Here is a 19,550-nt window from a genome sequence, read left to right as displayed (position 1 = left end):
CGGGCCCACAGTTGTGGTGGGATCGTGTCCACGCGCGTCGGCCTGGGAGGTGCCGCCTGCGCCGGCCGGGGCCGTGATGCGGTGCGTCGCCCCGTGGTGGGCGTCGTCAAGAAGAGCGCACCGACACGCCGGCCGTGTCCCGCTCATCAAGGGATTCGATGTACGCCTGCGGGTGGGCGAGGCGGACCCTGCGCTCCGCACGGTCGGACCGGCCCACTCCCCGTATCAGCGGTACTCGGCCCTGCTACCCACTCCTTCCGACAGCAAGGACTCCGATAATTCCGGTGCGCCGAAGCTCGCCGCCGTGATAGTCCGACGAGTCATGAGAGATCTTCTGACACCTCGACTCGTACTCCACCCGCTGAGTCCCGACGAGGCGGAGAACATAGTGGCCCGCCGTCCGGGGCCGGGCGCCCTATGGGCACCGGAGTACCCCACCGACGGCGACGCGGCCGGGGCAGGGCATTTCTTGGAGCACTGCGCCGACACCGGCAACCCCCAGCCGTTCGGTGCCTACGAGATCCGCCTCCGCCAGGACGGACACGCCATAGGCGGAGTGGGCTTTCACGGCGCTCCGAACGCGGAGGGGCAGGTGACCATCGGCTACGGCCTGACCCCTGCGGCGCGCGGCAAGGGGTACGCCTCCGAGGCGCTGCGGGCGCTGCTGGGGTTCGCCCGCGGCGAGGGCATCGCCGCCGTGAACGGCGATGCCGACCTCGACAACATCGCGTCCCACCACGTCATGGTCGCGGCAGGAATGCGCTTCGTCAGGGCGGACGACCGGCTGAAGCACTTCCTGATCGACTGGTCGGACACGCCGGAGCCATCGGAGCCGTCGGACACAACGCATGCGACGTACGTGACTGAAGCGACCGACGCGACGGACGCCGCATAGACGGCAGAACCCACCGGGGGATCCCGGCGGGTTCTGCCGTCAAACGGCCGACGAGTCGGCCGGCGCCTCAGCTCGCAGCGGCGGCCGGGTGGGACGTGGTACCGCCCCCGGCCGTCACTGCGCCGGCCTTGGGCACCAGCAGCCGCTCGGTCAGATAGCCGAAGACCAGACCGAAAGTGGTCCACAGCGTGGCCTGAACGGCGAGGGTGGCAAGGCGGAACTCCCACAGCAGACTGGCCGGGAAGTCCTTGCCGACCTCGTTGAACGAGGGCAGGAAGGCGTAGGCCAGCCCGATGGCGAGCACATAGGCGGCGGACGCGGCAATGGACGCGTTCCAGTTGCCCAGGCGGGGAGCCAGCCGCTTGCCCAAGATGACGGCAGCGACGGCCAACAGCACGCTGAGGACGACCATCAGGAAGAAGAGGGTGGTGCGTTGGCCGATCGTGTCGGGATTTCCGACAGCCGGCGGATTGGCCGGGTATTTGAGGAACGGCACGACATACACGGTCAGCAGGGCGCCGAACGCGATCAATGCGGCCGTGGCCCTCGGGCCGAACCTGCCGATGCGGCCGAGGGCGTAGCAGAAGACCAGCGCGGCGATGCCGCCGATCGCCACACCGAAGACCAGGACACCGGTGGCGAGACCCGCGGTGGACTGCATGGTACGGCTGACGAGTTCCTCACCGCCGTGCTCGTGGCTGTGAGCCTCTTCGAGCGCGATCGACGCGTCCACCCGGGATTCGCCGAGGAAGTAGGCGACGGCAAGAGCGAGCGCGCCCGCGGCGAGTCCGGCCAGCATGCCGCGGACGAGCAGCGCTCTGACAGATATGGAGTTCATGAGCGGTTCCCCTGAGGTGCGCAGCGTGTCAGTGGCAGGGGAAACCGAGCAGGTGGCGACCGTCGTGGACCCACTCGTGGACACCTTCGCCGGAGATGACGGCGGTGGCACCCTGCTCGGCGCCGACGAAGTACAGCAGAACGAGCATGAGAATGCCGAAGAAGACCGCCCACGGGGCAATGGCCTTCAGCGAGATGGGGGTGATGGCGGGTGTGGCGACGGTTGCGGGGGCAGCAGTCTGTGCCATGGCAGAACCTCCTGAGGGAACACGCGTCCCGATCGTGGTGCCTGAGACGACAGTGCCGGGTCTGACTTCCCGCAGAGGTACGGGTTCACAGTGGCGCGACCGTGCCGGATTCTCACCGGACTTCCGTCACACCGTCGTCATGTTCGTCGCGACCATACCGCCTGCGGGCACGCGCCGCCATGGCGCCGACTGCGGGGCCGGGAGGCCCGGATGCCATGGTGTGCTTACCCGAAAGGCCACAGTTCAGGGAGGTGACACCGATGTTGACGGTGCAAGTGATGTTGATCTCACCGGCGCTCAATGCGGCGCTGCGTGAAGCCCGTTTCGACGGCGACGCCCCGCTCGACGCGTCCGGTGTCCGGCGGGCGCGTGCGGCCGCTGCCGCGGTGCCTCCAGCCGATCGTCGGGTGTGCGGAGCGGACGAGCGGTGCGTCGGGACCGCCGAGACGTTGGGGCTGCGGTCCGAGCCCGAACCGGTCCTCCGCGGCTGGGACTTGGGGCGCTGGAGCGGGCAGCGGCTGGCGGAGGTGAGCGAGGCCGAGCCGGAGGCGGTGTCGGCCTGGCTGTCCGACCCTTCGGCGGCACCGCATGGCGGCGAGTCGCTACTGGACCTGTGTGCGCGAGTGGGCGGCTGGCTGGACTCGTTGCATCGGGACGGCGCCGGGGACGGCCGCCTGATCGCTGTGGTCGAACCCGCGGTAGTGCGCGCCGCGATCGTGCATGCGCTGGGCCTTCCGCCGCAGGTGTTCTGGCGGTTGGACGTCGCCCCGTTGACACTGACCGAGCTCAGCGGCCGGTCCGGCCGCTGGAACCTGCGCTGCGGGCGGTCCCTGAGCACCGGAACCGACGCCCCGTGACCCGGCGTCGTCCTCCACCGCCGGACCGGCCCGCCCTGCCGGTGACGTCAGGCCACAGCATCCCCCGACGACCGGTCGGCCTGTCCGAATTCGTCGACGGTGCGACCGAAGCGGTCGTGGAGGCGGAGCCCAGGTAGGTGCAGGCCCCGCGAGGTTCGCCACCTGTGGCAGGAAAACCACGATCGGAGTGCGGCGCAGCCGCCGTCCCGCTGGACGAAAGAACACCGCACCGAACCGCAACGGCCCTGCCACCCGTGCATCGTTGGGTCGACCTTTCGTCTGCGGTGACCAGCAGAGCGGACAGACGGTGGGCGGGCGAGCCATCTCCGTGACGAACCGCGGAATCCCACCCTTCCCCTCTGCGGCGGGGCCTGCCCGTGGGTCCGGCCACATCCCCCTACCGCTCGAGCAATGTTGACAAATGGTACGTAAAATGGCCAAGGCGTTCGAATCCACCTTCTCTTCGGAAGGGCGACCGACGATGACCGATCAAACGCAGGTGAACCGGCCCGAGACCACCCGCCCACAATCCGAGGCCACGCACGGAGCAGGACTGCACGGCGGAAACCGCAGAACGGAACCTGGGTCGCGGGGCCGAACCACGATCGCCGATGGCGTGGTGGCGAAGATCGCCGGGCTGGCGGCCCGGGGAGTGCCCGGAGTCCAGGGCATGGGAGGGGGATTCGCCCGCGGTATGGGCGCTGTGAGGGAACGGGTGCCCGGAGCGGGTGGTCAGTCCGTCACCAGCGGTGTCAAGGTCGAGGTCGGCGAGGTCCAGACGGCGGTCGACCTGTCGATCGTCGTCGAATACGGATACGCGATCGTCGAGCTCACGGGGGAGGTCCGGACCGAGGTGATCGCCGCCATCGAGCGGATGACCGGTCTGGAGGTCGTGGAGGTCAACATCTTGGTGAGCGACGTGAAGCTGCCCGAGGAGGAAGAGGAACAGCAGGTGCTGGAGAGGCGGGTCGCGTAGCGGTTCGCCGGACCGGATGGCGCCTGGTCGAGGGGGTCCACCGGCCGTGTCGTCGGCCTGAAACCCCGGCTGTCCGACGAGCTGTCCGGGCCCCAGCCGGCCACTGCCCGGCGGCCCGGGACGGCAGCACGAGCGACAGCAGTCGTCGGCGACGCGGAGTTACGCCGTCCGGCGCATACTCGAAGGTGGGCCTGAAAGATTGGGGGACGCAATGATCGTCCTCGGAGCCATTCTGCTCGTGCTCGGCATGGTTGCCGGGGTTTCCTTCTTGTCGACCATCGGCGTCGCCCTCGTGCTGATCGGTGCGGTCCTCTGGATTCTCGGTGCTGTCGGCCACGGGATCGGTGGGCGGCGCCACTACTGGTGAGAGCCGGAAAACGCATCGCCCGGTGAGCTCACCGGCACTTCGTAGGTGCAGCTGCGCGGGACGACGGACCTCGTCGGCGTGTCCCGCCGTCCCTCGGAGGGACGGCGGGACACGCCGACGCACTGGCTCACCAGCCGTACTCAGCCCCGGTACGCCTCCAGCAGGCGCAGCCACACCTCGCTGATCGTCGGAAAGGCGGGGACCGCGTGCCAGAGCCGGTCGATGGGGACCTCGCCCGCAACGGCGACCGTCGCCGAGTGCAGCAGTTCCCCGATGCCGGGGCCGACGAAGGTGACGCCGAGTACGATCTCGCGGTCGAGGTCGACGATCATGCGGGCGCGGCCCCGGTAGCCGTCCGCGTACAGTCCGGAGCCGGCGACGGCGGCGAGGTCGTGGTCGACGGCGCGGACCCGGTGCCCGGCGCGCTCGGCCGCGGCGAGGGTGAGCCCGACGGATGCGGCCTCCGGGTCGGTGAAGACGACCTGGGGGACGGCCGCGTGGTCGGCGGTGGCGGTGTGTGCGCCCCAGCGGCCGGTCGCCGGCGGAGCGCCACCCTGCGCGCGGGCGGCGATCGCGGCACCCGCGATGCGGGCCTGGTACTTGCCCTGGTGGGTGAGGAGCGCCCGGTGATTGACGTCGCCGACCGCGTACAACCAGTTGCTGCCCTCGACGCGGCAGCTGTCGTCGACCTCGAGCCAGGATCCGGGCTTCAGATCCACCGTCTCCAGGCCCAGGTCGTCGGTGCGCGGGGCACGGCCGGTGGCGAAGAGGATCTCGTCGGTCTCGATGTGCTCGCCGTTGTCCAGTTCCACGGTGACCGGTCCGTCGGGGGCAGCACGCCGCACGGAGGTGGCCGAGACGCCTGTACGGATGTCGGCTCCGGCCTCAGTGAGGGCCTCGGCGACCAGCTCGCCCGCGAACGGCTCCATCTTCGGTAGCAGCCCCTTGCCGCGGATCAGCATCGTGACCTGCGCGCCGAGAGCCTGCCAGACGGTGGCCATCTCCACGCCGACGACTCCCCCGCCGACGATCACCAGTCGACCCGGCACCTCTTTGGCGCTCGTCGCCTCGCGGCTGGTCCAGGGGCGGGCGTCGGCGACTCCGGGAAGGCCGGGAACGACGGCGCGGCTGCCGGTGCAGACGGCGACGGCGTGCCGGGCGGTCAGCCGGTGTTCGGTGCCGTCAGGGCCTGTGACGGAGACCTCCTTCGTGCCGGTCAGACGTCCCTGCCCCCGGTAGACGTCCGCGCCGATCCCCTCCAGCCAGGCGACCTGTCCGTCGTCCTTCCAGTGCGAGGCGTATTCGTCACGGTGGGCGAGGACGGCTGCCGTGTCCAGGGGGCCTTGGACCGCCGCGCTGAGTCCGGGGACCTTGCGCGCGTCGGCACGGGCCACGACCGGGCGCAGCAGCGCCTTGCTTGGCATGCACGCCCAGTACGAGCACTCGCCGCCGACGAGCTCCCTCTCGACGACCGCCGTGGACAGTCCAGCGGCCCGGGTCCGATCCGCCACGTTCTCACCCACAGGTCCGGCACCGATCACCACGACGTCGTACACGGCGTTCTCCACAGCATCTGTCATGGGGACAGTCTGGCCGTGGGTGTGAGCCATGGCCACATGGGCAGGCGGAATAGCGCGGAACCGGGCACGGTTGTGCCGGACACGTCCGAACGGGCACAGGAAGAGGTAGCGAGAGCATGAGCACCGTAGAGCTCACCAAGGAAAACTTCGATCAGGTCGTCAGCGAGAACGAGTTCGTCCTGATCGACTTCTGGGCTTCCTGGTGTGGCCCGTGTCGGCAGTTCGCGCCGGTGTACGACGCGGCGTCCGAGCGCCACGCCGACCTGGTCTTCGCCAAGGTCGACACAGAGGCGCAGCAGGAGCTGGCGGCGGCCTTCGAGATCCGGTCCATTCCGACCCTGATGATCGTCCGGGACAATGTGGCGGTGTTCTCCCAGCCGGGGGCCCTGCCGGAGACAGCTCTCGAGGATGTCATCGGGCAGGCCCGCAAGCTGGACATGGACGAGGTCCGCAGGTCCATCAAGGACCAGCAGAAGGAACCGAAGTAGGCGGCGCGCGCGGGCGACGGTGAAGGGGCCCGGCCGGTTCGGCCGGGCCCCTTCGGCGTCCGGATCTCCCTGGGGGTGTCCGCCCCCCGATCCGCCGGACGTATGGCGTGTTTCGAAAGTGGCGTCGTCCGCCCATGGGGCGGGCCAGACACCGCCTGGCAGACGGGGCTTTCGAAACACGCCCTAGAAGGGGTGGCCGGCCGGTTCGCGGCGGACCGTCGTCCAGCGCAGGTCGGTGAAGGCCTCCAGATTGGCCTCGCCCCCGAAGCGCGCCCCGGTGCCTGACGCGGCGATGCCGCCGAAGGGTGCGACCGCCTCGTCGTTCACCGTCTGGTCGTTGATGTGAGCGATGCCGGTCGGGATCCGGTCGGCGAGTTCCAGGCCGAGGGCGGTGTCACGGGTGACGATGCCCAGCGAGAGTCCGTACGGGCTGTCGGCGGCCAGCGCCGCGGCCTCGTCCAGGGTGGCGAAGGACCGCACGGGGGCGACCGGCCCGAAGACCTCCTCGGCGTAGGCGGGTGTCCGGTCGTCGACGTGGGTGAGAACGGTGGGGCGGTAGAACAGGTCGCGGTGGGTGCCGCCCGCCGCGAGCTTCGCACCCCGTGCGGTGCTCGACTCGACCAGCCGGTGGATCTTGCCGAGCTGGCCGCGGTCGATGACCGGTCCGAGGTGGACCTGCTCACGGTGCGGGTCGCCGACAACCAGTGCGTCCGCCTTCGCGGCGAGCCGCTCGACGTACTCGTCGTGCAGCGAGGCGTGGACGAGGTGGCGGCCGGTGGTCATGCAGATCTGGCCCTGGTGGAAGAAGGAGCCCCAGGTCGCCTGCGCCACAGCGCCCTCCAGGTCGGCGTCCTCCAGGACGACGAGGGCGGAGTTGCCGCCGAGTTCGAGGTGCACACGCTTGAGGAGCCGCCCGGCAGCCTCGCCGACGGCACGGCCCGCCGTGGTGGAGCCGGTGAAGGAGATGACCGGGACGCGAGGTTCGGCGACGAGCGCCTGTCCGGCCTCGGCGCCGCCGGGCAGGACATGCAGCAGGTCCTCGCCGAGTCCGGCCTCGGCGAAGACGGCGGCGAGTGAGAGCCCGCCGCAGACCGCGGTGCGCGGGTCGGGCTTGAGAAGCACCGCGTTGCCGAGGGCCAGTGCGGGCGCGACGGACCGAATGGAGAGGATCAACGGCGCGTTGAACGGGGAGATGACGCCGACCACCCCGACCGGGACCCTGCGGGTGTAGGAGAGCCGCTGGTCCTCGCTCGGGAGGACCTGACCGGCCGGCCGGGAGGCGAGCGCGGCGGCTTCGTAGCACTCCTGGGCGGCGACGTGAAGCTCGAAGTCAGCCTTGCCGGGGATCGATCCGGACTCCCTTACGAGCCATTCGCGCAGCTCGTCCGCGTGGGCGTTGAACAGGTCACCGGCCCGGCGCAGGACGGCCGCGCGCACGAAGTGCGGGGTGCGGGCCCAAGCGGACTGGGCGGCGGCCGCGGCCTCGGCGGCTGCCGCGATGTCCTCGGGCGCGGCGAGGGTGACGTGTCCGAGGACCTCTCCGGTGGCGGGCTCGACGACATCCGACTCACCACCCGCGAGTGTGCGGGACTGCCAGGTTTTGGGGTCGAGCAGGGACATGAAGACTCTCCAGTCGATCGGTTCGAGGGGTGGTCCCATGCGGTGGGGCACGCGGGGTGTGCGGCCGCGGCCTCTCGGGACTACGCGATCCGGCGCAGCCGTGCGAGCTGCGTTCGGCCATCGAACGTGATCTCGCCCGGTTGAACGTGCAACATCGTAGTCGCGCCGCACCGATCGAAAAGGGAATTGATCGAACTGCTGCTCCCTTTTTCGCGCGCGGACCGGTGCAGGCGTCACGCACGAGCGGGTTGCCCAACTCCGGCCTTTTGCAAGGCGGTTGTCAGCACGGACGGTCAGCTGTCGGCGGTCCGCTCCGAGATCCTGACCGAGAGCCCGAGGTCCAGTTCGGCACCGTCGACAAGCAGCGCCTCCACCGTGCGGGTCGCCGGATCGATGTCCGCCACCATGCCCTCCCCGGCGTACCGAGGGTAGCCCGACGCACCCGTCTCGCCGGTGGCCGTCACGACGGCAGAACGGATAGGAGCGCCGGCGGGCCGGACACCGCCGGCATCGGCGGACTCGGGGGTTCCGGAGGCCTCGGAGGCGCCCTTGGCCTTCGGGGCCTCAGCGGGGCCTTCGGTGAACTCCGGGACCAGCAGGATCTCGTAACTCTGCGGATGGTTCATGGTCATGACGCTAAGCAAGCGACGCGCGACGCGCACGTTGCCGCGCTGAACCCCCTCAGCTGGACTCGCGGGGGATCGCCCGCACCCTCAGCAGGTCATGGCGCTCCGGCACGCCTCCCGGATGCCGCACCAGCCGGTCGACAATATCCGCCAGCGGCTGCGACGTGGCCAGTTCCATCCGCACACTGCTCAGCCGGGGCCTCAGCAACCTGCCGAGCAGCAGGTCGTCGGCGCCCACCACGGCCGTCTCGCCCGGTATCTCGATGCCCGCGTCCTGGAGGGCCCGCATCAGAAGCATCGCGTAGGCGTCGTTGTACGCGAACACGGCGTCGAGTCCGAGTGTGCGCCACCGGCCGGCGAGCTCGCCGGCCGACTCCTCGTCGTACCGCAAGGGCAACGGCTCGATGAGGGCTCCGCCATCGGCCGCCACCCGCCGGGCTCCGGACAGCCTCGGTTCGGCGAACAGGGCGAGGCCCGGTTCCTCGGGCATGACGACGCCGATCCGGCGTCGTCCGCGTTCCAGCAGATGTCCGGTGGCGCAACTGCCGACCTCTCGCTGGTCCATGACCAGGGCGTGGGCGTCGTCCACCGGCTGTGGGCCGAGGGTGATCACTGCCTTGGCGCCGGAGCGCCGCAGGACGGCTATGCCCTGCGGTGTGAGCGCCACCCCGCCGGGTGCGATCACAGCGACGGGGCGAAGTTCGGCCCAGGCCCGGGCGGCCTCGTCGGTGTCCAGTCCGAGGCTCCCGTGCTGGACCACGGTGTAGTCGAGGCGGCGCAGCCCGGATTCGAGTTCATGGAGGAAGCGGTGGTGGAGCGGAGCGATCGGGTGGTTCCCGGTGGGCATCAGCACCGTCCGGGTGTGTCCGGCGCGCAGGCTCCGGGCCGCCGCGTGCGGCACATAGCCGAGTTCGGAGGCCGCCTCCCTGACCCGGCGACGGGTGGGCTCGCTGATCCGGACGGTCGAGTTGTTGTTGAGTACGTACGACACGGTGGCCCGCGAGACCCCGGCGAGCCGCGCCACGTCGGCGCTGGTCGGGACGGGGCCTTCGGTGGGCTGCTTGGGTAACTGGCTCATGGCGTCGGGCAGTCTTCCAGACCACTTGGAAGTGGGTACGCTCCGGGGCATGGATGACTCGTCGATGGTGGGGCTGGTCGGCAGGGTGACCGGGACGGTGGGGCCGGGGCTGGTCGGTGAGGTGATCGTTCACATCCGTGGGGGCGCCGAGCACTTCCTCGCCCATCCCGCCTCGCCGGGGGTCCGTATCAAGCCGGGGGCGGTGGTGACGGTGATCGAGTATCTGCCACCGCGCACGGTCTATGTGGCTCCTGCTTGCGACAGTTGAGGTGTGCGAAGGACCGGCGTTCCGGGTGCGGCAGTCAAGATTGCGGCAAGGTTGCGCACACCTCTTCTCCGCCGTCGCGCACAGGAGAGGACTCCCTCTGTTCAGCAGTACCGGCGGGGTACTGCGATAAGGGGGCGCATGCCGATGGTCATCGGCGTCACGGCGGGTCTCGTACTCGCTGCCATCATGGTGTTGGTCGTCCTGTTCAAGCTCATGTGGCGAGTGGCCGAGCCGAATGAGGCACTCGTCATCTCCGGTTCCAAGCACAAGACCGAGGGCCTCGGACAGGGCATGGGATTCCGCATCGTCACCGGGCACGGCACGCTCGTCCTCCCCGGCGTGCAGGCCGTACGGAACATGTCGCTGGATCTCAACGAAACGGAACTGTCCGTCGATTGCGTCACGCATCAGGGGATTCCTCTGCGGGTGCGCGGTGCTGTCATCTTCAAGGTGGGCGACGACTTCGTGTCGATCGCCAATGCGGCCCGTCGATTCCTCGACCAGCAGAAGATGATGTCGGAGCGGGTGCACAACGTGTTCGCCACACAGTCCGAGACTGCTGCCCGTGCGGCGGGCCCGGTCCACGGAGCGGGCCGGACAGCCCCTACGGTGTTCCGATGACCATCCCTCACCGTTCAGACAGCACGTACCGCTCGGACTCCGTCCGCGCCGCCGACGGCTCGGCCGACTTCCCCGGGCGCTCAGGCCCCGCCGCGACCGCCGAGGCGAACCCGCACGAGGTGGGCCCGGTCCGCACCTCGTACGCCCCCGACCGCGACGGCGATCCCGACCCCGGCGAAATCGTCTGGACCTGGGTGCCCTTCGAGGAGGACGCCGGGCGCGGCAAGGATCGCCCGGTACTGGTGGTGGCTCGGGAGGCGGCGGGCACGCTGCTCGCCGTGCAGCTCTCCAGCAAGCAGCACGACCGGGACCGCGCGTGGGTGGCCCTCGGCGCCGGGCCGTGGGACAGCTCCGGCCGGCCCTCCTGGGTCGATCTGGACCGGGTGCTGCGGGTGCATGAGGAGGGGATGCGGCGCGAGGCGTGCGCGCTGGACCGGGACCGGTTCGATCTGGTCGCCGGCCGGCTGCGGGAGCGTTACGGCTGGAACTGACCGGCGGCGCCGCGGCCCTTGCAGCTGACGTGGACCCTCCGGCTCAACGTCACGGTGACGGTCGGTGTCCACCCCTCTGGCTCAACGGCGGGGTCAGGGAGTGCCCGACCCCGGCATCCGCAGCTCTTTTTCGAACACGCGAGCGAATGCGGCACAAGTGGCCGATTCGGGACCGCGGTCGAGGACACCGAAGACAATCTGCTCGAAATGCCCGGCGAACCGACCCCCGTCGGTGAGCAGCGCGCGGAAGGCACCTGCCACCCGCGCCGGATCGTTGCGGAACACGCCGCAGCCCCAGGCGCCGAGCACCAGCCTGCGGTATCCGCGCACCGCAGCGACCTCCAGCACCCGTTCAGCGCGGGACGCGAGCGCGGCGGGGATGCGAGGGGCGTCCTCGGGGGTCCGGCTGCGGATCACTCCGGCGTTCGGTGCGGGCGAGGTGAGGAAGCCCACGGTGTACGGGATGTCCAGCAGGCGCCCCCGGTCGTCGCGGAACACCGGTACGCCGGGCGAGTGGATGACCCGGTCGGTGTAGAAGGCGCTGCGTTCGGCGCGGTGGTGGGCGTAGTGGCCGGGGGCGCGCAGCAGGGTGGCGTAGAGCGCCGAGCCGCGGCAGAGCGCCTCCTCCTGGGCCTGCGCGCCTTTGAGATAGCCGCCGCCGGGGTTACGGGCGGAGGCGAAGTTCAGCACGGCGACCTTGCCGGGCCCTTCGCCCGTCATCCGGCGCGCCGCCTGCAGGCTGCTCTCGCCGGTGACCTCGAAAACCGTGGTGCGGTCGGAGTCCAGAACGGCGACGGGCACCGGCTCGGGCCCGTACAGCCGGGTCCCGGAAAGCGCGGCGGCCAGAGCACGCTCGATACTCACCTCGCGCCCCGCGGGCGTGCGGTAGAACCGCTGCTCGACGATGGCCTCGGTCTCTCTTGCGATGGCGCGAAGCCGTGCGCTCATCAATACTCCCCCTTGTGGTGCATACGGGACATGGTCGGTACTTCCGAGGCCCGTTTACAACCGAATTTCTGTCGCACAAGGGCCCTCTTGTGCGATCTCCCGGCACGGGTTTGGGTGGTACGGACGCACCGAAGAAGGAGGCCCCGGAATGTCACCGGACGCACCTGTCGGCCACGGTCCGGCCGAGTACGACCTCCCCCTCGGCGAGGGGGAGGCGGAGGATTTACTGCGATGTATCTGCTTCAAGACGGGCCCGCCCCGCACGGTCGGTGTCGAGCTCGAATGGCTCATCCACGACCGTGACCACCCCCGGATCCCGGTCCCGCACGACCGTCTCCACGCGGCTGTCGCCGCTGTACGCGCACTGCCGCTGAGTGCGGCACTCACCTTCGAACCCGGCGGCCAGCTGGAGCTCAGCTCGCGCCCCGCCGACTCCCTGATGGCCTGCGTCGATGCCATGACCGCCGATCTGGCCGCCGTACGTGCCGCCCTCGACGCGGAGGACCTCGCACCGGTCGGTGTCGGTGTCGACCCCTGGCATCCGCCGCACCGTCTGCTGCACGAGCCCCGCTACGACGCCATGGAGGTCTCACTCGACCGGTCGGGTACGGCCGGCCGCGCCATGATGTGCACCACCGCATCCGTCCAGGTCTGTCTCGACGCGGGCGAGGAGGAGCCGGGGCCACTCGGCTACGGGCGGCGCTGGCAGCTGTCGCATCTGCTGGGTGCGGTGCTGGTGGCGGCGTTCGCCAACTCGCCGTACCGGCTGGGCCGGCCGACGGGACTGCGGTCCACCCGCCAGTCGATATGGGCGGATCTCGATCCGGTACGGAGTCTGGCGCCGCCGGGCCATCTGGCCCCGCGCGACGCCTGGGCCACGCATGTTCTCGACACCCCCGTGATGTGCATACGCGACGGCGAGGGGCCCTGGACCGTCCCGGAGGATCTGACCTTCCGCGACTGGATCCGTACGGGCGCGCCACGGCCGCCGGTGCGCGCCGATCTCGACTACCACATCAGCACGCTCTTTCCTCCGGTGCGCCCGCGCGGGCATCTCGAACTGCGCATGATCGACGCGCAGCCGGGCGACGACGGATGGCTCGTGCCGCTCGCCGTCACCACCGCTCTGTTCGACGACCCGGAGGCCGCCGAGACCGTGTACCGCACCGTCAAACCGCTGGCCGAGACGGCGGGCCCGCAATCGGCACCGCGCAACCCGCTCTGGACCGGCGCCGCCCGTGACGGCCTGGCCGACCCCGAACTGCGGGCGGTGGCCGCCGTCTGCTTCCAGCTGGCCCTCGACGCGCTGCCCCGGATGGGTGCGAGCGAGGCTGCGCAGGAGGCGGTGGCGACATTCCACGACCGTTATGTCGCCCGGGGGCGATGTCCGGCCGACGATCTGTCCGGACTGCTGTCGAGGCCGGCGATGCATGCGATTCCCGCGGCGGCGCTCCGTCCGGAACCGGGAAGGAAGGCAGACTCATGACCCACTCCCCCACCCCCTCGGCCACCGGCGTGGACACCGAGATGCTCCGCCGGCGCGCTCTTGCGGCGCTCCTCACCGCGCGGGAACGCACCACGCTCCTCACCGACAGTGTGGACGACCATGAACTGACCGCCCAGCATTCACCGTTGATGTCGCCGTTGGTGTGGGATCTCGCGCACATCGGCAATCAGGAGGAGCTGTGGCTGCTGCGGGGCGTCGCCGGGCGGGAGCCGATGCGGCCCGAGATCGACGGGCTGTACGACGCGTTCGAACATCCGCGGGCCAGCCGTCCGTCCCTGCCGCTGCTGCCGCCCGCCGAGGCCCGTTCCTACGCGGCGGAGGTACGGGGCCGGGCCCTGGACATCCTCGACAGCACCGCCCTGACCGGCGGCCGCCCGCTCGTGGACGCGGGCTTCGCCTTCGGGATGATCGCCCAGCACGAACAGCAGCACGACGAGACGATGCTGATCACTCATCAACTGAGGTCGGGGCCGGCCGTACTCACCGCACCGGAACCGCCGCGGCCCGACGACGCGGCCGCCCTGCCCGCCGAGGTCCTGGTGACCGGCGGCCCATTCACCATGGGAACGTCCACCGAACCCTGGGCCCTCGACAATGAACGCCCCGCCCATGTGCGCGACGTCCCCGCTTTCCTCATCGACACGACACCGGTCACCTGCGGCGCGTACGAGCGTTTCATCGAGGACGGCGGCTACACCGAACGGCGCTGGTGGGCGCCAAAGGGGTGGGCCATGGTCCGCGAGCACGAGCTGACCGCTCCACTCTTCTGGCACCGGGACGCGGGGCAGTGGCTGCGCCGCAGATTCGGGGTGACCGAGCCGGTGCCCGCCGACGAGCCAGTGCTCCATGTGAGCTGGTACGAGGCGGACGCGTACGCCCGCTGGGCGGGGCGCAGACTGCCCACCGAAGTCGAGTGGGAAAAGGCGGCGCGCCACGACCCGGACTCGGGCCGCTCGCGCCGCTACCCGTGGGGCGACGAGGACCCGACCCCGGACCGGGCCAATCTGAGCCAGCGCCATCTGCGTCCGGCGCGGGCGGGCGCGTACGCCGCAGGTGAATCGCCGCTCGGCGTACGTCAGTTGATCGGCGATGTGTGGGAGTGGACGTCGAGCGACTTCCTCCCCTATCCGGGCTTCGCGGCGTTCCCGTACCGGGAGTACTCGGAGGTGTTCTTCGGGCCCGACCACAAGGTCCTGCGCGGTGGGTCGTTCGCCGTCGACGCGGTGGCCTGCCGGGGCACGTTCCGCAACTGGGATCTGCCGGTGCGGCGCCAGATCTTCTCCGGATTCCGCACCGCGAGGGATCTCTGATGTGCCGTCATATTGCTTATGTCGGGCCACCGGTTGCGCTCGGCTCGGTGCTGGCGCAGCCGTCCCACGCGTTGGTCCGGCAGTCCTGGCAGCCCCGGCAGCAGAAGTACGGGACCGTCAACGCGGACGGTTTCGGGGTGGGCTGGTACGCGGACGGCGACCCGGTGCCCGGTCGCTACCGGCGCCAAGGGCCCATCTGGGCCGACCTGTCCTTCGCCGATCTGGCCAGGGTGGTGCGGAGCACGGCACTGCTGGCCGCCGTACGCGACGCCACCGAGCCGGGGGCGGACGGCGAGGCGGCAGCCGCGCCGTTCGCCTCGGGCCGGCTGCTGTTCAGCCACAACGGTGCGGTAAAGGGCTGGCCCGGATCGCTGGCACCGCTCGCCGCCACGCTGCCCCCGGCCGAACTCCTCACCCTCACCGCCCGCTGCGACTCCGCCCTGGTCTGGGCACTCGTGCAGCACCGGATCGCCCAGGGGGACGACATACCGCAGGCCGTCGCGGACACCGTGGGCGAGATCGCGGAGGCGGCGCCCGGTTCGCGGCTGAACCTCCTTCTCACCGACGGCACCACCATCGTGGCGACGGCCTGGGGAGACACCCTCTGGTACCTCACCGAGCCGGGCCGCGGCGCGGTCGTGGCCTCGGAGCCGTACGACGACGATCCGCACTGGCGCACGGTCCCCGACCGCACCCTGCTCGTCGCGACCTGCACCGACGTTCTGCTCACCCCGCTCAAGGAGCCAACCGAGTGAGTCCCATTCAGCTGACCCGTACCCTGCCGGCGGACGCGACGGACGCGGCGCTGCGCGCCGATGTGCTGCACGGCCTGACCCGGCACCCGAAGACCCTGCCGCCCAAGTGGTTCTACGACGCACACGGCAGCGAACTGTTCGAGGAGATCACCCGGCTGCCCGAGTACTACCCGACCCGCGCCGAGCGGGAGATCCTGGTCGCCCGCGCGTCCGGGATCGCCGCGGCGTCCGGGGCACAGACCCTGGTCGAACTGGGTTCCGGCTCGTCGGAGAAGACCCGGCATCTGCTGGACGCGCTGCCCGCGCTGCACAGCTATGTGCCGGTCGACGTGAGCGAGAGCGCGCTGCGCGGCGCGGCCGAGACCCTGCTCGCGGAGCGCCCGGACCTGTCGATCCATGCGCTGATCGCCGACTTCACCGATGAGCTCACCCTGCCCGACACACCGGGCCCGCGGCTCGTCGCGTTCCTGGGCGGCACGATCGGCAATCTGCTGCCGGACGAGCGGGCGGTGTTCCTGAAGTCGGTACGGTCGCTTCTCTCGCCCGGCGACTCGCTGCTGCTCGGCACCGACCTGGTGAAGGACGAGGAGAGGCTCGTCGCGGCGTACGACGACGCGGCCGGGGTGACCGCGGCGTTCAACAAGAACGTACTGACGGTCGTCGACCGGGAGTTGGGGGCCGACTTCGACCCGGCTGACTTCGACCACGTGGCGCTGTGGGACCCGAAACGGGAGTGGATCGAGATGCGCCTGCGGGCCCGCAGAACGCTCACGGTGAAGATCCCGGAATTGGATCTGGTGGTGCCGTTCACAGCCGGTGAGGAGCTGCGTACGGAGATCTCGGCGAAGTTCCGCAAGGAAGGGATCCGGAGCGAACTCGCCTCGGCCGGCCTCATGTTGACTCAGTGGTGGACGGACTCCGCGGACCGGTTCGCGGTGTCGCTGGCCACGGCGGTCTGAGCGGTACGGGCAAGAGCACGGCGGCCGGGACGGGTGCCCGCGGGGATCGGCGGCAGGACGCGGATCTCGGCGGTCAGCCCGGCCGCCGTAACCACCCGCCACAGCGAGGCGGCGAGCGGATCGTCACCGACGAACGCGGCGGCACCGGCCACCCGCCCGTCCGTCCGCGCGGTGCGGTAGGTGATGCGTACCGGACGGACCTCGGCGTCCGCGTCGATCGCCGCCTGGAACACAGCGGGCCGGAACCGGCCACCGGATCCACGCCCGCACCAGGTGCTGCCTTCGGGGAAGACCACAACCCGTGACCCGCCGCGCAGTGCCCCTGCGATGGTGCGCACGGTCGTGGGCAGTGCCCGCAGCCGGTCGCGCTCGACGAACAGCGTGCCGCCGAGCGCGGCGAGCGGGCCGAGAACCGGCCAGCGCCGGATCTCGCTCTTGGCGAGCATCCGGCCCGGGAACACGGCGGCGACGAGCGGGATGTCCAGCCATGAGATGTGGTTGGCGACGACCAGCGCACCGGGAGCACCGGCGCGATCCGCCCCGGCCGTCGTCGCGGGGTCGCCGGTCACCTGAATCCGTACTCCGAACGCCCGCACGACCGCGTACGCCCACCACCCGATCAGCCGGTCGCGCTGCCGCGCGCCGAGGAGCAGCACGGGAGCGGCGCACGCCGCGCCGACGAGGACGAGGGTGCACCCGGCGAGCAGCAGGGCCGTGGCCGGGAGGGCGCCGCGCACCGGGCCGTCGTGACCGGCGCAGGCGTGCGGCGTGCAGGGCGCGGTGGGCAGCCAGGCGCTCATGTCAGCGGGGCGAGAGACAGGAAGTGACGCAGGTAACGCGGGTCGGTGCGGCGCAGCGACAGCAGGACGTAGAGGTCGGCGACGTTGAAGTCGGGGTCGTGTGCGGGCGCCCCGCAGACCCAGGCACCGAGCCGGAGGTAGCCACGGAGCAGCGGCGGGAGGGTGGCGAGTCCGGTGCGCGCGCGGGTCCTGGCGGCTCCGCCGGGACGGGTGGTGGCGTTGGGCTGCCAGAGGCGGTGCGGGGTGACCCAGTACTCCTCGGGGGCCAGGTACTTCGCCCGGACGGTGTCCCAGGAGTTTGCGGCCAGCGCACCGCCGTCGGCCAGGGGTATCGAGCAGCAGCCGGCCAGCCAGTTGCGCCCGCTGCGCTCCATGTAGCGGGCGAGCCCCGCCCAGATGAGGGCGATGACGGCGCCGTCCCGGTGGGCCGGGTGGACGCAGGAGCGACCCACCTCGATCATGTCGTCGCGGATCGGTCCGAGTCGGCCGAGATCGAATTCGCTCTCCGCGTAGAGACGTCCGGCGACACGGGCCCGGTCGGGCGGCAGAAGGCGGTAGGTGGCGATGACGTCGCCGGTCGCGAGCTCCCGTACCAGCAGGTGATCGCAGTACGCGTCGAAGGCGTCGCTGTCCAGACCGGGTTCCGGCCCGTCCAGCCGGGCACCGAGTTCACCGGCGAAGACCTGGTGGCGCAGCCGCTGGGCGGCCCGCACCTCGTCCTGGGTGACGGCGAGGGAGACGCGGTAGAGCGGCGGCGCGGGAGCCTCGGACCGTGCCGGGGCGGGCTGCTCCGGCACGAAGGAGGTGGAGGTGAGAGGGCCGGCGACGAGCGGAGAGATGGGCAGCACGTTCATGGCGGTCTCCGGGGACGGATCGGCAAGGGCGGCTGCCGGGCTGCCGCACTGCTGCGACGGCCCGGCCCCTTACTTCTTCCGTGACCGGCTGGATTCGACATGACCGCTGTGGAGAGCCTGGATGTGCGACGGCTGAATCCCGAGGTTTCGGGCGGCGGATCGGGCGGACCCGGTGGACCGTCCGGCGGCCCGGACCGGTCAGCTGCCCGCGAGCCGGGCGGTGATCCGTTCCGAAGCGGACTTCGCCTCGGCCAGTGGGTCACCGCCGCGCAGAACGGCCGACATGTACGGCTTGATCGGGTTCTCGGCCTCGACCGCCGCCCACTGCGGTGAGTTGGGGGTCGCGCGACCTCGCCGGGCGCCCTCGGCCATCGCGGCGGTGCCCTCCTGGCCCTCGATGGCATGTGCGAGGCTCGCCTTGTTCGGCACATAGCTCATGGTTCTCGCGAGGTCCGCCTGCCACGTCGCGCCGGCCAGCGCCTTGATCACCTCGAGACCGGCGCTTCCGTTGTCCGCCTTCTCCGGAACGATCAGATCGGAACCGCCGATAAAACCGGACCCGGGATTCTTCGCGGTCTTGCCCGGTATCGGGAAGTAGCCGAGCTTTCCCTTGAGTTCGGGATTCTTCTGCTCGATGAGCTGGGCGCTGCCCGGTACGGAAATGATCTGCGCGACATCGCCCTTGGCGAACACATCGGTCTGCGGAGGATGCTCTTCGTCGGCGTTCTTCGGGCCGTCGCCGAACGACTGGATCTCCTTGTAGAAGTCCATGCCTCTGATCGCGGCCGGCGTGTCGAGGGCCCCCTCCCAGTCGCCACCCTTCTCGTCAGCCAGATCGCCGCCCTCGTCCCAGATGAATCCCGCGAGTACATACCAGTTCTGGCCCGCGAGATAGATGCCCTGATTGCCGTTCCGGTTGAGCAGCCGACTGTCCTCGATCCACTCGTTCCGGGTCTTCGGCGGGCTCTTGATACCTGCCTGCTCGAAGAGGTCCTTGTTGTAGATCACCACACGGTTGGCCGCGTACCAGGGAATGCCGAACTGGACGCCGTCGATGCTGCCGGGATCGGCGAGGCCGGGCAGCCATTCCTCGCTTCCGAGATCGCGCATCGACTCGAGAGTCAGATTGCGTAGCCCGCCGCTCTCCGCGTACTGGGCGACCTGGGTGTTTCCGACCTCAATGACATCCGGGGTGTCGTCGCCCTTCAGGGCCGCGGACACCTTGGGGCCGATTCCGCTCCAGCCCTGAATCTTGAACTCCAGCTGGATGGAGGGGTGTTCCTCTTCGTACGACTTCTTGAAACGGTCCAGGAAATCGGCGGAAACACTGTCCTTCACCTCGATCCGTCAGGCGTGATCGCTGCCAGTTGAGTAGGGTCGGGGACTGGCGCGGTGGCCTGTGAGGGCTCCGTTTCCAGCCCCCGCCCGTCAAACCGTGCATGCGCTTCTCGCGCACACGGCTTAC

The 19,550-nt window shown here is 70.4% G+C and carries 21 protein-coding genes, 1 pseudogene and 1 riboswitch; of the genes and pseudogenes, 12 read left to right on the top strand and 10 right to left on the bottom strand.

What is annotated here, in order from left to right:
- Positions 1–322: 322 nt before the first annotated feature.
- Entirely contained in the window at positions 323–895 is a 573-nt protein-coding gene (locus AB0N06_RS26680; RefSeq protein WP_366137199.1) for a GNAT family N-acetyltransferase, read from the top strand.
- Positions 896–962: 67 nt separating this feature from the next.
- Here the strand turns inward: AB0N06_RS26680 and AB0N06_RS26675 are convergent, their stop codons facing one another.
- Positions 963–1,733, bottom strand: coding sequence for a CbtA family protein (locus AB0N06_RS26675; protein ID WP_366137198.1), 771 nt, complete (start codon positions 1,731–1,733; stop codon positions 963–965).
- Positions 1,734–1,761: 28 nt separating this feature from the next.
- On the bottom strand, positions 1,762–1,980 hold the full coding sequence (locus AB0N06_RS26670) for a CbtB domain-containing protein (protein ID WP_358859456.1): 219 nt from the start codon (positions 1,978–1,980) through the stop codon (positions 1,762–1,764).
- A 3-nt stretch (positions 1,981–1,983) separates the two neighbouring features.
- Positions 1,984–2,132, bottom strand: a riboswitch (adenosylcobalamin (AdoCbl) riboswitch).
- Positions 2,133–2,258: 126 nt separating this feature from the next.
- On the opposite strand from AB0N06_RS26670, the gene AB0N06_RS26665 reads away from it, so the two are divergent.
- From AB0N06_RS26665 to AB0N06_RS26655, 3 genes are all read left to right on the top strand, one after another.
- A complete protein-coding gene (locus AB0N06_RS26665; RefSeq protein WP_366137197.1) occupies positions 2,259–2,837 on the top strand; it encodes a histidine phosphatase family protein in 579 nt (192 codons plus the stop codon).
- Between the two features lie 481 nt (positions 2,838–3,318).
- Complete coding sequence (locus tag AB0N06_RS26660; RefSeq protein ID WP_366137196.1) at positions 3,319–3,813, top strand: Asp23/Gls24 family envelope stress response protein; 495 nt, start codon at positions 3,319–3,321, stop codon at positions 3,811–3,813.
- Between the two features lie 211 nt (positions 3,814–4,024).
- Positions 4,025–4,180 (top strand): DUF6131 family protein, encoded by a 156-nt coding sequence (locus AB0N06_RS26655; RefSeq protein ID WP_366137222.1) that lies wholly within the window; start codon positions 4,025–4,027, stop codon positions 4,178–4,180.
- A gap of 140 nt (positions 4,181–4,320) precedes the next feature.
- On the opposite strand, the gene AB0N06_RS26650 is transcribed toward AB0N06_RS26655, so the two are convergent.
- Entirely contained in the window at positions 4,321–5,760 is a 1,440-nt protein-coding gene (locus AB0N06_RS26650; RefSeq protein WP_366137195.1) for an NAD(P)/FAD-dependent oxidoreductase, read from the bottom strand.
- A 116-nt stretch (positions 5,761–5,876) separates the two neighbouring features.
- Here AB0N06_RS26650 and trxA point away from each other — a divergent pair, with 116 nt between their 5' ends.
- On the top strand, positions 5,877–6,248 hold the full coding sequence (trxA, locus tag AB0N06_RS26645) for a thioredoxin (RefSeq protein WP_366137194.1): 372 nt from the start codon (positions 5,877–5,879) through the stop codon (positions 6,246–6,248).
- A 183-nt stretch (positions 6,249–6,431) separates the two neighbouring features.
- On the opposite strand, the gene AB0N06_RS26640 is transcribed toward trxA, so the two are convergent.
- From AB0N06_RS26640 to AB0N06_RS26630, 3 genes are all read right to left on the bottom strand, one after another.
- Complete coding sequence (locus AB0N06_RS26640) at positions 6,432–7,868, bottom strand: aldehyde dehydrogenase family protein (RefSeq protein ID WP_366137193.1); 1,437 nt, start codon at positions 7,866–7,868, stop codon at positions 6,432–6,434.
- 293 nt (positions 7,869–8,161) lie between these two features.
- Positions 8,162–8,494: a hypothetical protein gene (locus AB0N06_RS26635; protein WP_366137192.1), complete on the bottom strand. Its 333-nt coding sequence runs from the start codon at positions 8,492–8,494 to the stop codon at positions 8,162–8,164.
- A gap of 55 nt (positions 8,495–8,549) precedes the next feature.
- A complete protein-coding gene (locus AB0N06_RS26630; protein ID WP_366137191.1) occupies positions 8,550–9,572 on the bottom strand; it encodes a LacI family DNA-binding transcriptional regulator in 1,023 nt (340 codons plus the stop codon).
- 49 nt (positions 9,573–9,621) lie between these two features.
- Between AB0N06_RS26630 and AB0N06_RS26625 the strand changes: the two genes are divergently transcribed.
- The 3 genes and pseudogenes from AB0N06_RS26625 (at position 9,622) to AB0N06_RS26615 (ending at position 10,952) form a co-directional block, all read left to right on the top strand.
- Positions 9,622–9,840 carry a hypothetical protein gene (locus AB0N06_RS26625; RefSeq protein WP_366137190.1) on the top strand — a complete coding sequence of 73 codons (219 nt, stop codon included), beginning with the start codon at positions 9,622–9,624 and terminating at the stop codon, positions 9,838–9,840.
- 138 nt (positions 9,841–9,978) lie between these two features.
- A pseudogene (locus AB0N06_RS26620) lies at positions 9,979–10,383 on the top strand (SPFH domain-containing protein); the annotation flags it as partial.
- 74 nt (positions 10,384–10,457) lie between these two features.
- On the top strand, positions 10,458–10,952 hold the full coding sequence (locus tag AB0N06_RS26615) for a type II toxin-antitoxin system PemK/MazF family toxin (RefSeq protein ID WP_366137189.1): 495 nt from the start codon (positions 10,458–10,460) through the stop codon (positions 10,950–10,952).
- 93 nt (positions 10,953–11,045) lie between these two features.
- Here the strand turns inward: AB0N06_RS26615 and AB0N06_RS26610 are convergent, their stop codons facing one another.
- Positions 11,046–11,900, bottom strand: a complete 855-nt coding sequence (locus tag AB0N06_RS26610; protein WP_366137188.1) for a TIGR02452 family protein — start codon at positions 11,898–11,900, stop codon at positions 11,046–11,048.
- A 148-nt stretch (positions 11,901–12,048) separates the two neighbouring features.
- On the opposite strand from AB0N06_RS26610, the gene egtA reads away from it, so the two are divergent.
- From egtA to egtD, 4 genes are read left to right on the top strand one after another with little or no spacing between them, the layout of a single operon-like run.
- Positions 12,049–13,386: an ergothioneine biosynthesis glutamate--cysteine ligase EgtA gene (gene egtA, locus AB0N06_RS26605; RefSeq protein WP_366137187.1), complete on the top strand. Its 1,338-nt coding sequence runs from the start codon at positions 12,049–12,051 to the stop codon at positions 13,384–13,386.
- Positions 13,383–14,717: an ergothioneine biosynthesis protein EgtB gene (gene egtB / locus AB0N06_RS26600; RefSeq protein WP_366137186.1), complete on the top strand. Its 1,335-nt coding sequence runs from the start codon at positions 13,383–13,385 to the stop codon at positions 14,715–14,717. Before egtA ends, egtB begins: the two co-directional genes overlap by 4 nt.
- A complete protein-coding gene (gene egtC / locus AB0N06_RS26595) occupies positions 14,717–15,472 on the top strand; it encodes an ergothioneine biosynthesis protein EgtC (protein ID WP_366137185.1) in 756 nt (251 codons plus the stop codon). The genes egtB and egtC overlap by 1 nt, the downstream gene beginning before the upstream one ends.
- Entirely contained in the window at positions 15,469–16,431 is a 963-nt protein-coding gene (gene egtD / locus AB0N06_RS26590) for an L-histidine N(alpha)-methyltransferase (RefSeq protein WP_366137184.1), read from the top strand. Before egtC ends, egtD begins: the two co-directional genes overlap by 4 nt.
- On the opposite strand, the gene AB0N06_RS26585 is transcribed toward egtD, so the two are convergent.
- The 3 genes from AB0N06_RS26585 to AB0N06_RS26575 form a co-directional block, all read right to left on the bottom strand.
- A complete protein-coding gene (locus AB0N06_RS26585; RefSeq protein ID WP_366137183.1) occupies positions 16,374–17,231 on the bottom strand; it encodes a lysophospholipid acyltransferase family protein in 858 nt (285 codons plus the stop codon). The genes egtD and AB0N06_RS26585 overlap by 58 nt on opposite strands.
- Positions 17,228–18,085: a GNAT family N-acyltransferase gene (locus AB0N06_RS26580; protein ID WP_366137182.1), complete on the bottom strand. Its 858-nt coding sequence runs from the start codon at positions 18,083–18,085 to the stop codon at positions 17,228–17,230. Before AB0N06_RS26580 ends, AB0N06_RS26585 begins: the two co-directional genes overlap by 4 nt.
- A 198-nt stretch (positions 18,086–18,283) precedes the next feature.
- Positions 18,284–19,429, bottom strand: a complete 1,146-nt coding sequence (locus tag AB0N06_RS26575; protein WP_366137221.1) for an extracellular solute-binding protein — start codon at positions 19,427–19,429, stop codon at positions 18,284–18,286.
- Positions 19,430–19,550: the final 121 nt, after the last annotated feature.

The sequence above is a fragment of the Streptomyces sp. NPDC051020 genome (assembly GCF_040683105.1).
In the GTDB taxonomy this organism is placed as follows: Bacteria; Actinomycetota; Actinomycetes; order Streptomycetales; family Streptomycetaceae; genus Streptomyces.
The sequence above is the reverse complement of the archived record's forward strand: the minus strand, read 5'-3'. Positions and strand labels throughout refer to the sequence as shown.

Excerpts from the sequence above, each read along its gene's own strand:
- AB0N06_RS26610 (WP_366137188.1), bottom strand. The coding sequence starts at position 11,900 with ATGAGCGCACGGCTTCGCGCCATCGCAAGAGAGACCGAGGCCATCGTC.
- AB0N06_RS26580 (WP_366137182.1), bottom strand. The coding sequence starts at position 18,085 with ATGAACGTGCTGCCCATCTCTCCGCTCGTCGCCGGCCCTCTCACCTCC.
- AB0N06_RS26665 (WP_366137197.1), top strand. The coding sequence starts at position 2,259 with ATGTTGATCTCACCGGCGCTCAATGCGGCGCTGCGTGAAGCCCGTTTC.
- AB0N06_RS26625 (WP_366137190.1), top strand. The coding sequence starts at position 9,622 with ATGGATGACTCGTCGATGGTGGGGCTGGTCGGCAGGGTGACCGGGACG.
- AB0N06_RS26660 (WP_366137196.1), top strand. The coding sequence starts at position 3,319 with ATGACCGATCAAACGCAGGTGAACCGGCCCGAGACCACCCGCCCACAA.
- AB0N06_RS26585 (WP_366137183.1), bottom strand. The coding sequence starts at position 17,231 with ATGAGCGCCTGGCTGCCCACCGCGCCCTGCACGCCGCACGCCTGCGCC.
- egtB (WP_366137186.1), top strand. The coding sequence starts at position 13,383 with ATGACCCACTCCCCCACCCCCTCGGCCACCGGCGTGGACACCGAGATG.
- AB0N06_RS26655 (WP_366137222.1), top strand. The coding sequence starts at position 4,025 with ATGATCGTCCTCGGAGCCATTCTGCTCGTGCTCGGCATGGTTGCCGGG.
- egtC (WP_366137185.1), top strand. The coding sequence starts at position 14,717 with ATGTGCCGTCATATTGCTTATGTCGGGCCACCGGTTGCGCTCGGCTCG.
- trxA (WP_366137194.1), top strand. The coding sequence starts at position 5,877 with ATGAGCACCGTAGAGCTCACCAAGGAAAACTTCGATCAGGTCGTCAGC.
- AB0N06_RS26670 (WP_358859456.1), bottom strand. The coding sequence starts at position 1,980 with ATGGCACAGACTGCTGCCCCCGCAACCGTCGCCACACCCGCCATCACC.
- AB0N06_RS26675 (WP_366137198.1), bottom strand. The coding sequence starts at position 1,733 with ATGAACTCCATATCTGTCAGAGCGCTGCTCGTCCGCGGCATGCTGGCC.
- AB0N06_RS26635 (WP_366137192.1), bottom strand. The coding sequence starts at position 8,494 with ATGAACCATCCGCAGAGTTACGAGATCCTGCTGGTCCCGGAGTTCACC.
- AB0N06_RS26650 (WP_366137195.1), bottom strand. The coding sequence starts at position 5,760 with ATGACAGATGCTGTGGAGAACGCCGTGTACGACGTCGTGGTGATCGGT.
- AB0N06_RS26640 (WP_366137193.1), bottom strand. The coding sequence starts at position 7,868 with ATGTCCCTGCTCGACCCCAAAACCTGGCAGTCCCGCACACTCGCGGGT.
- AB0N06_RS26680 (WP_366137199.1), top strand. The coding sequence starts at position 323 with ATGAGAGATCTTCTGACACCTCGACTCGTACTCCACCCGCTGAGTCCC.
- AB0N06_RS26630 (WP_366137191.1), bottom strand. The coding sequence starts at position 9,572 with ATGAGCCAGTTACCCAAGCAGCCCACCGAAGGCCCCGTCCCGACCAGC.
- egtA (WP_366137187.1), top strand. The coding sequence starts at position 12,049 with ATGTCACCGGACGCACCTGTCGGCCACGGTCCGGCCGAGTACGACCTC.
- AB0N06_RS26615 (WP_366137189.1), top strand. The coding sequence starts at position 10,458 with ATGACCATCCCTCACCGTTCAGACAGCACGTACCGCTCGGACTCCGTC.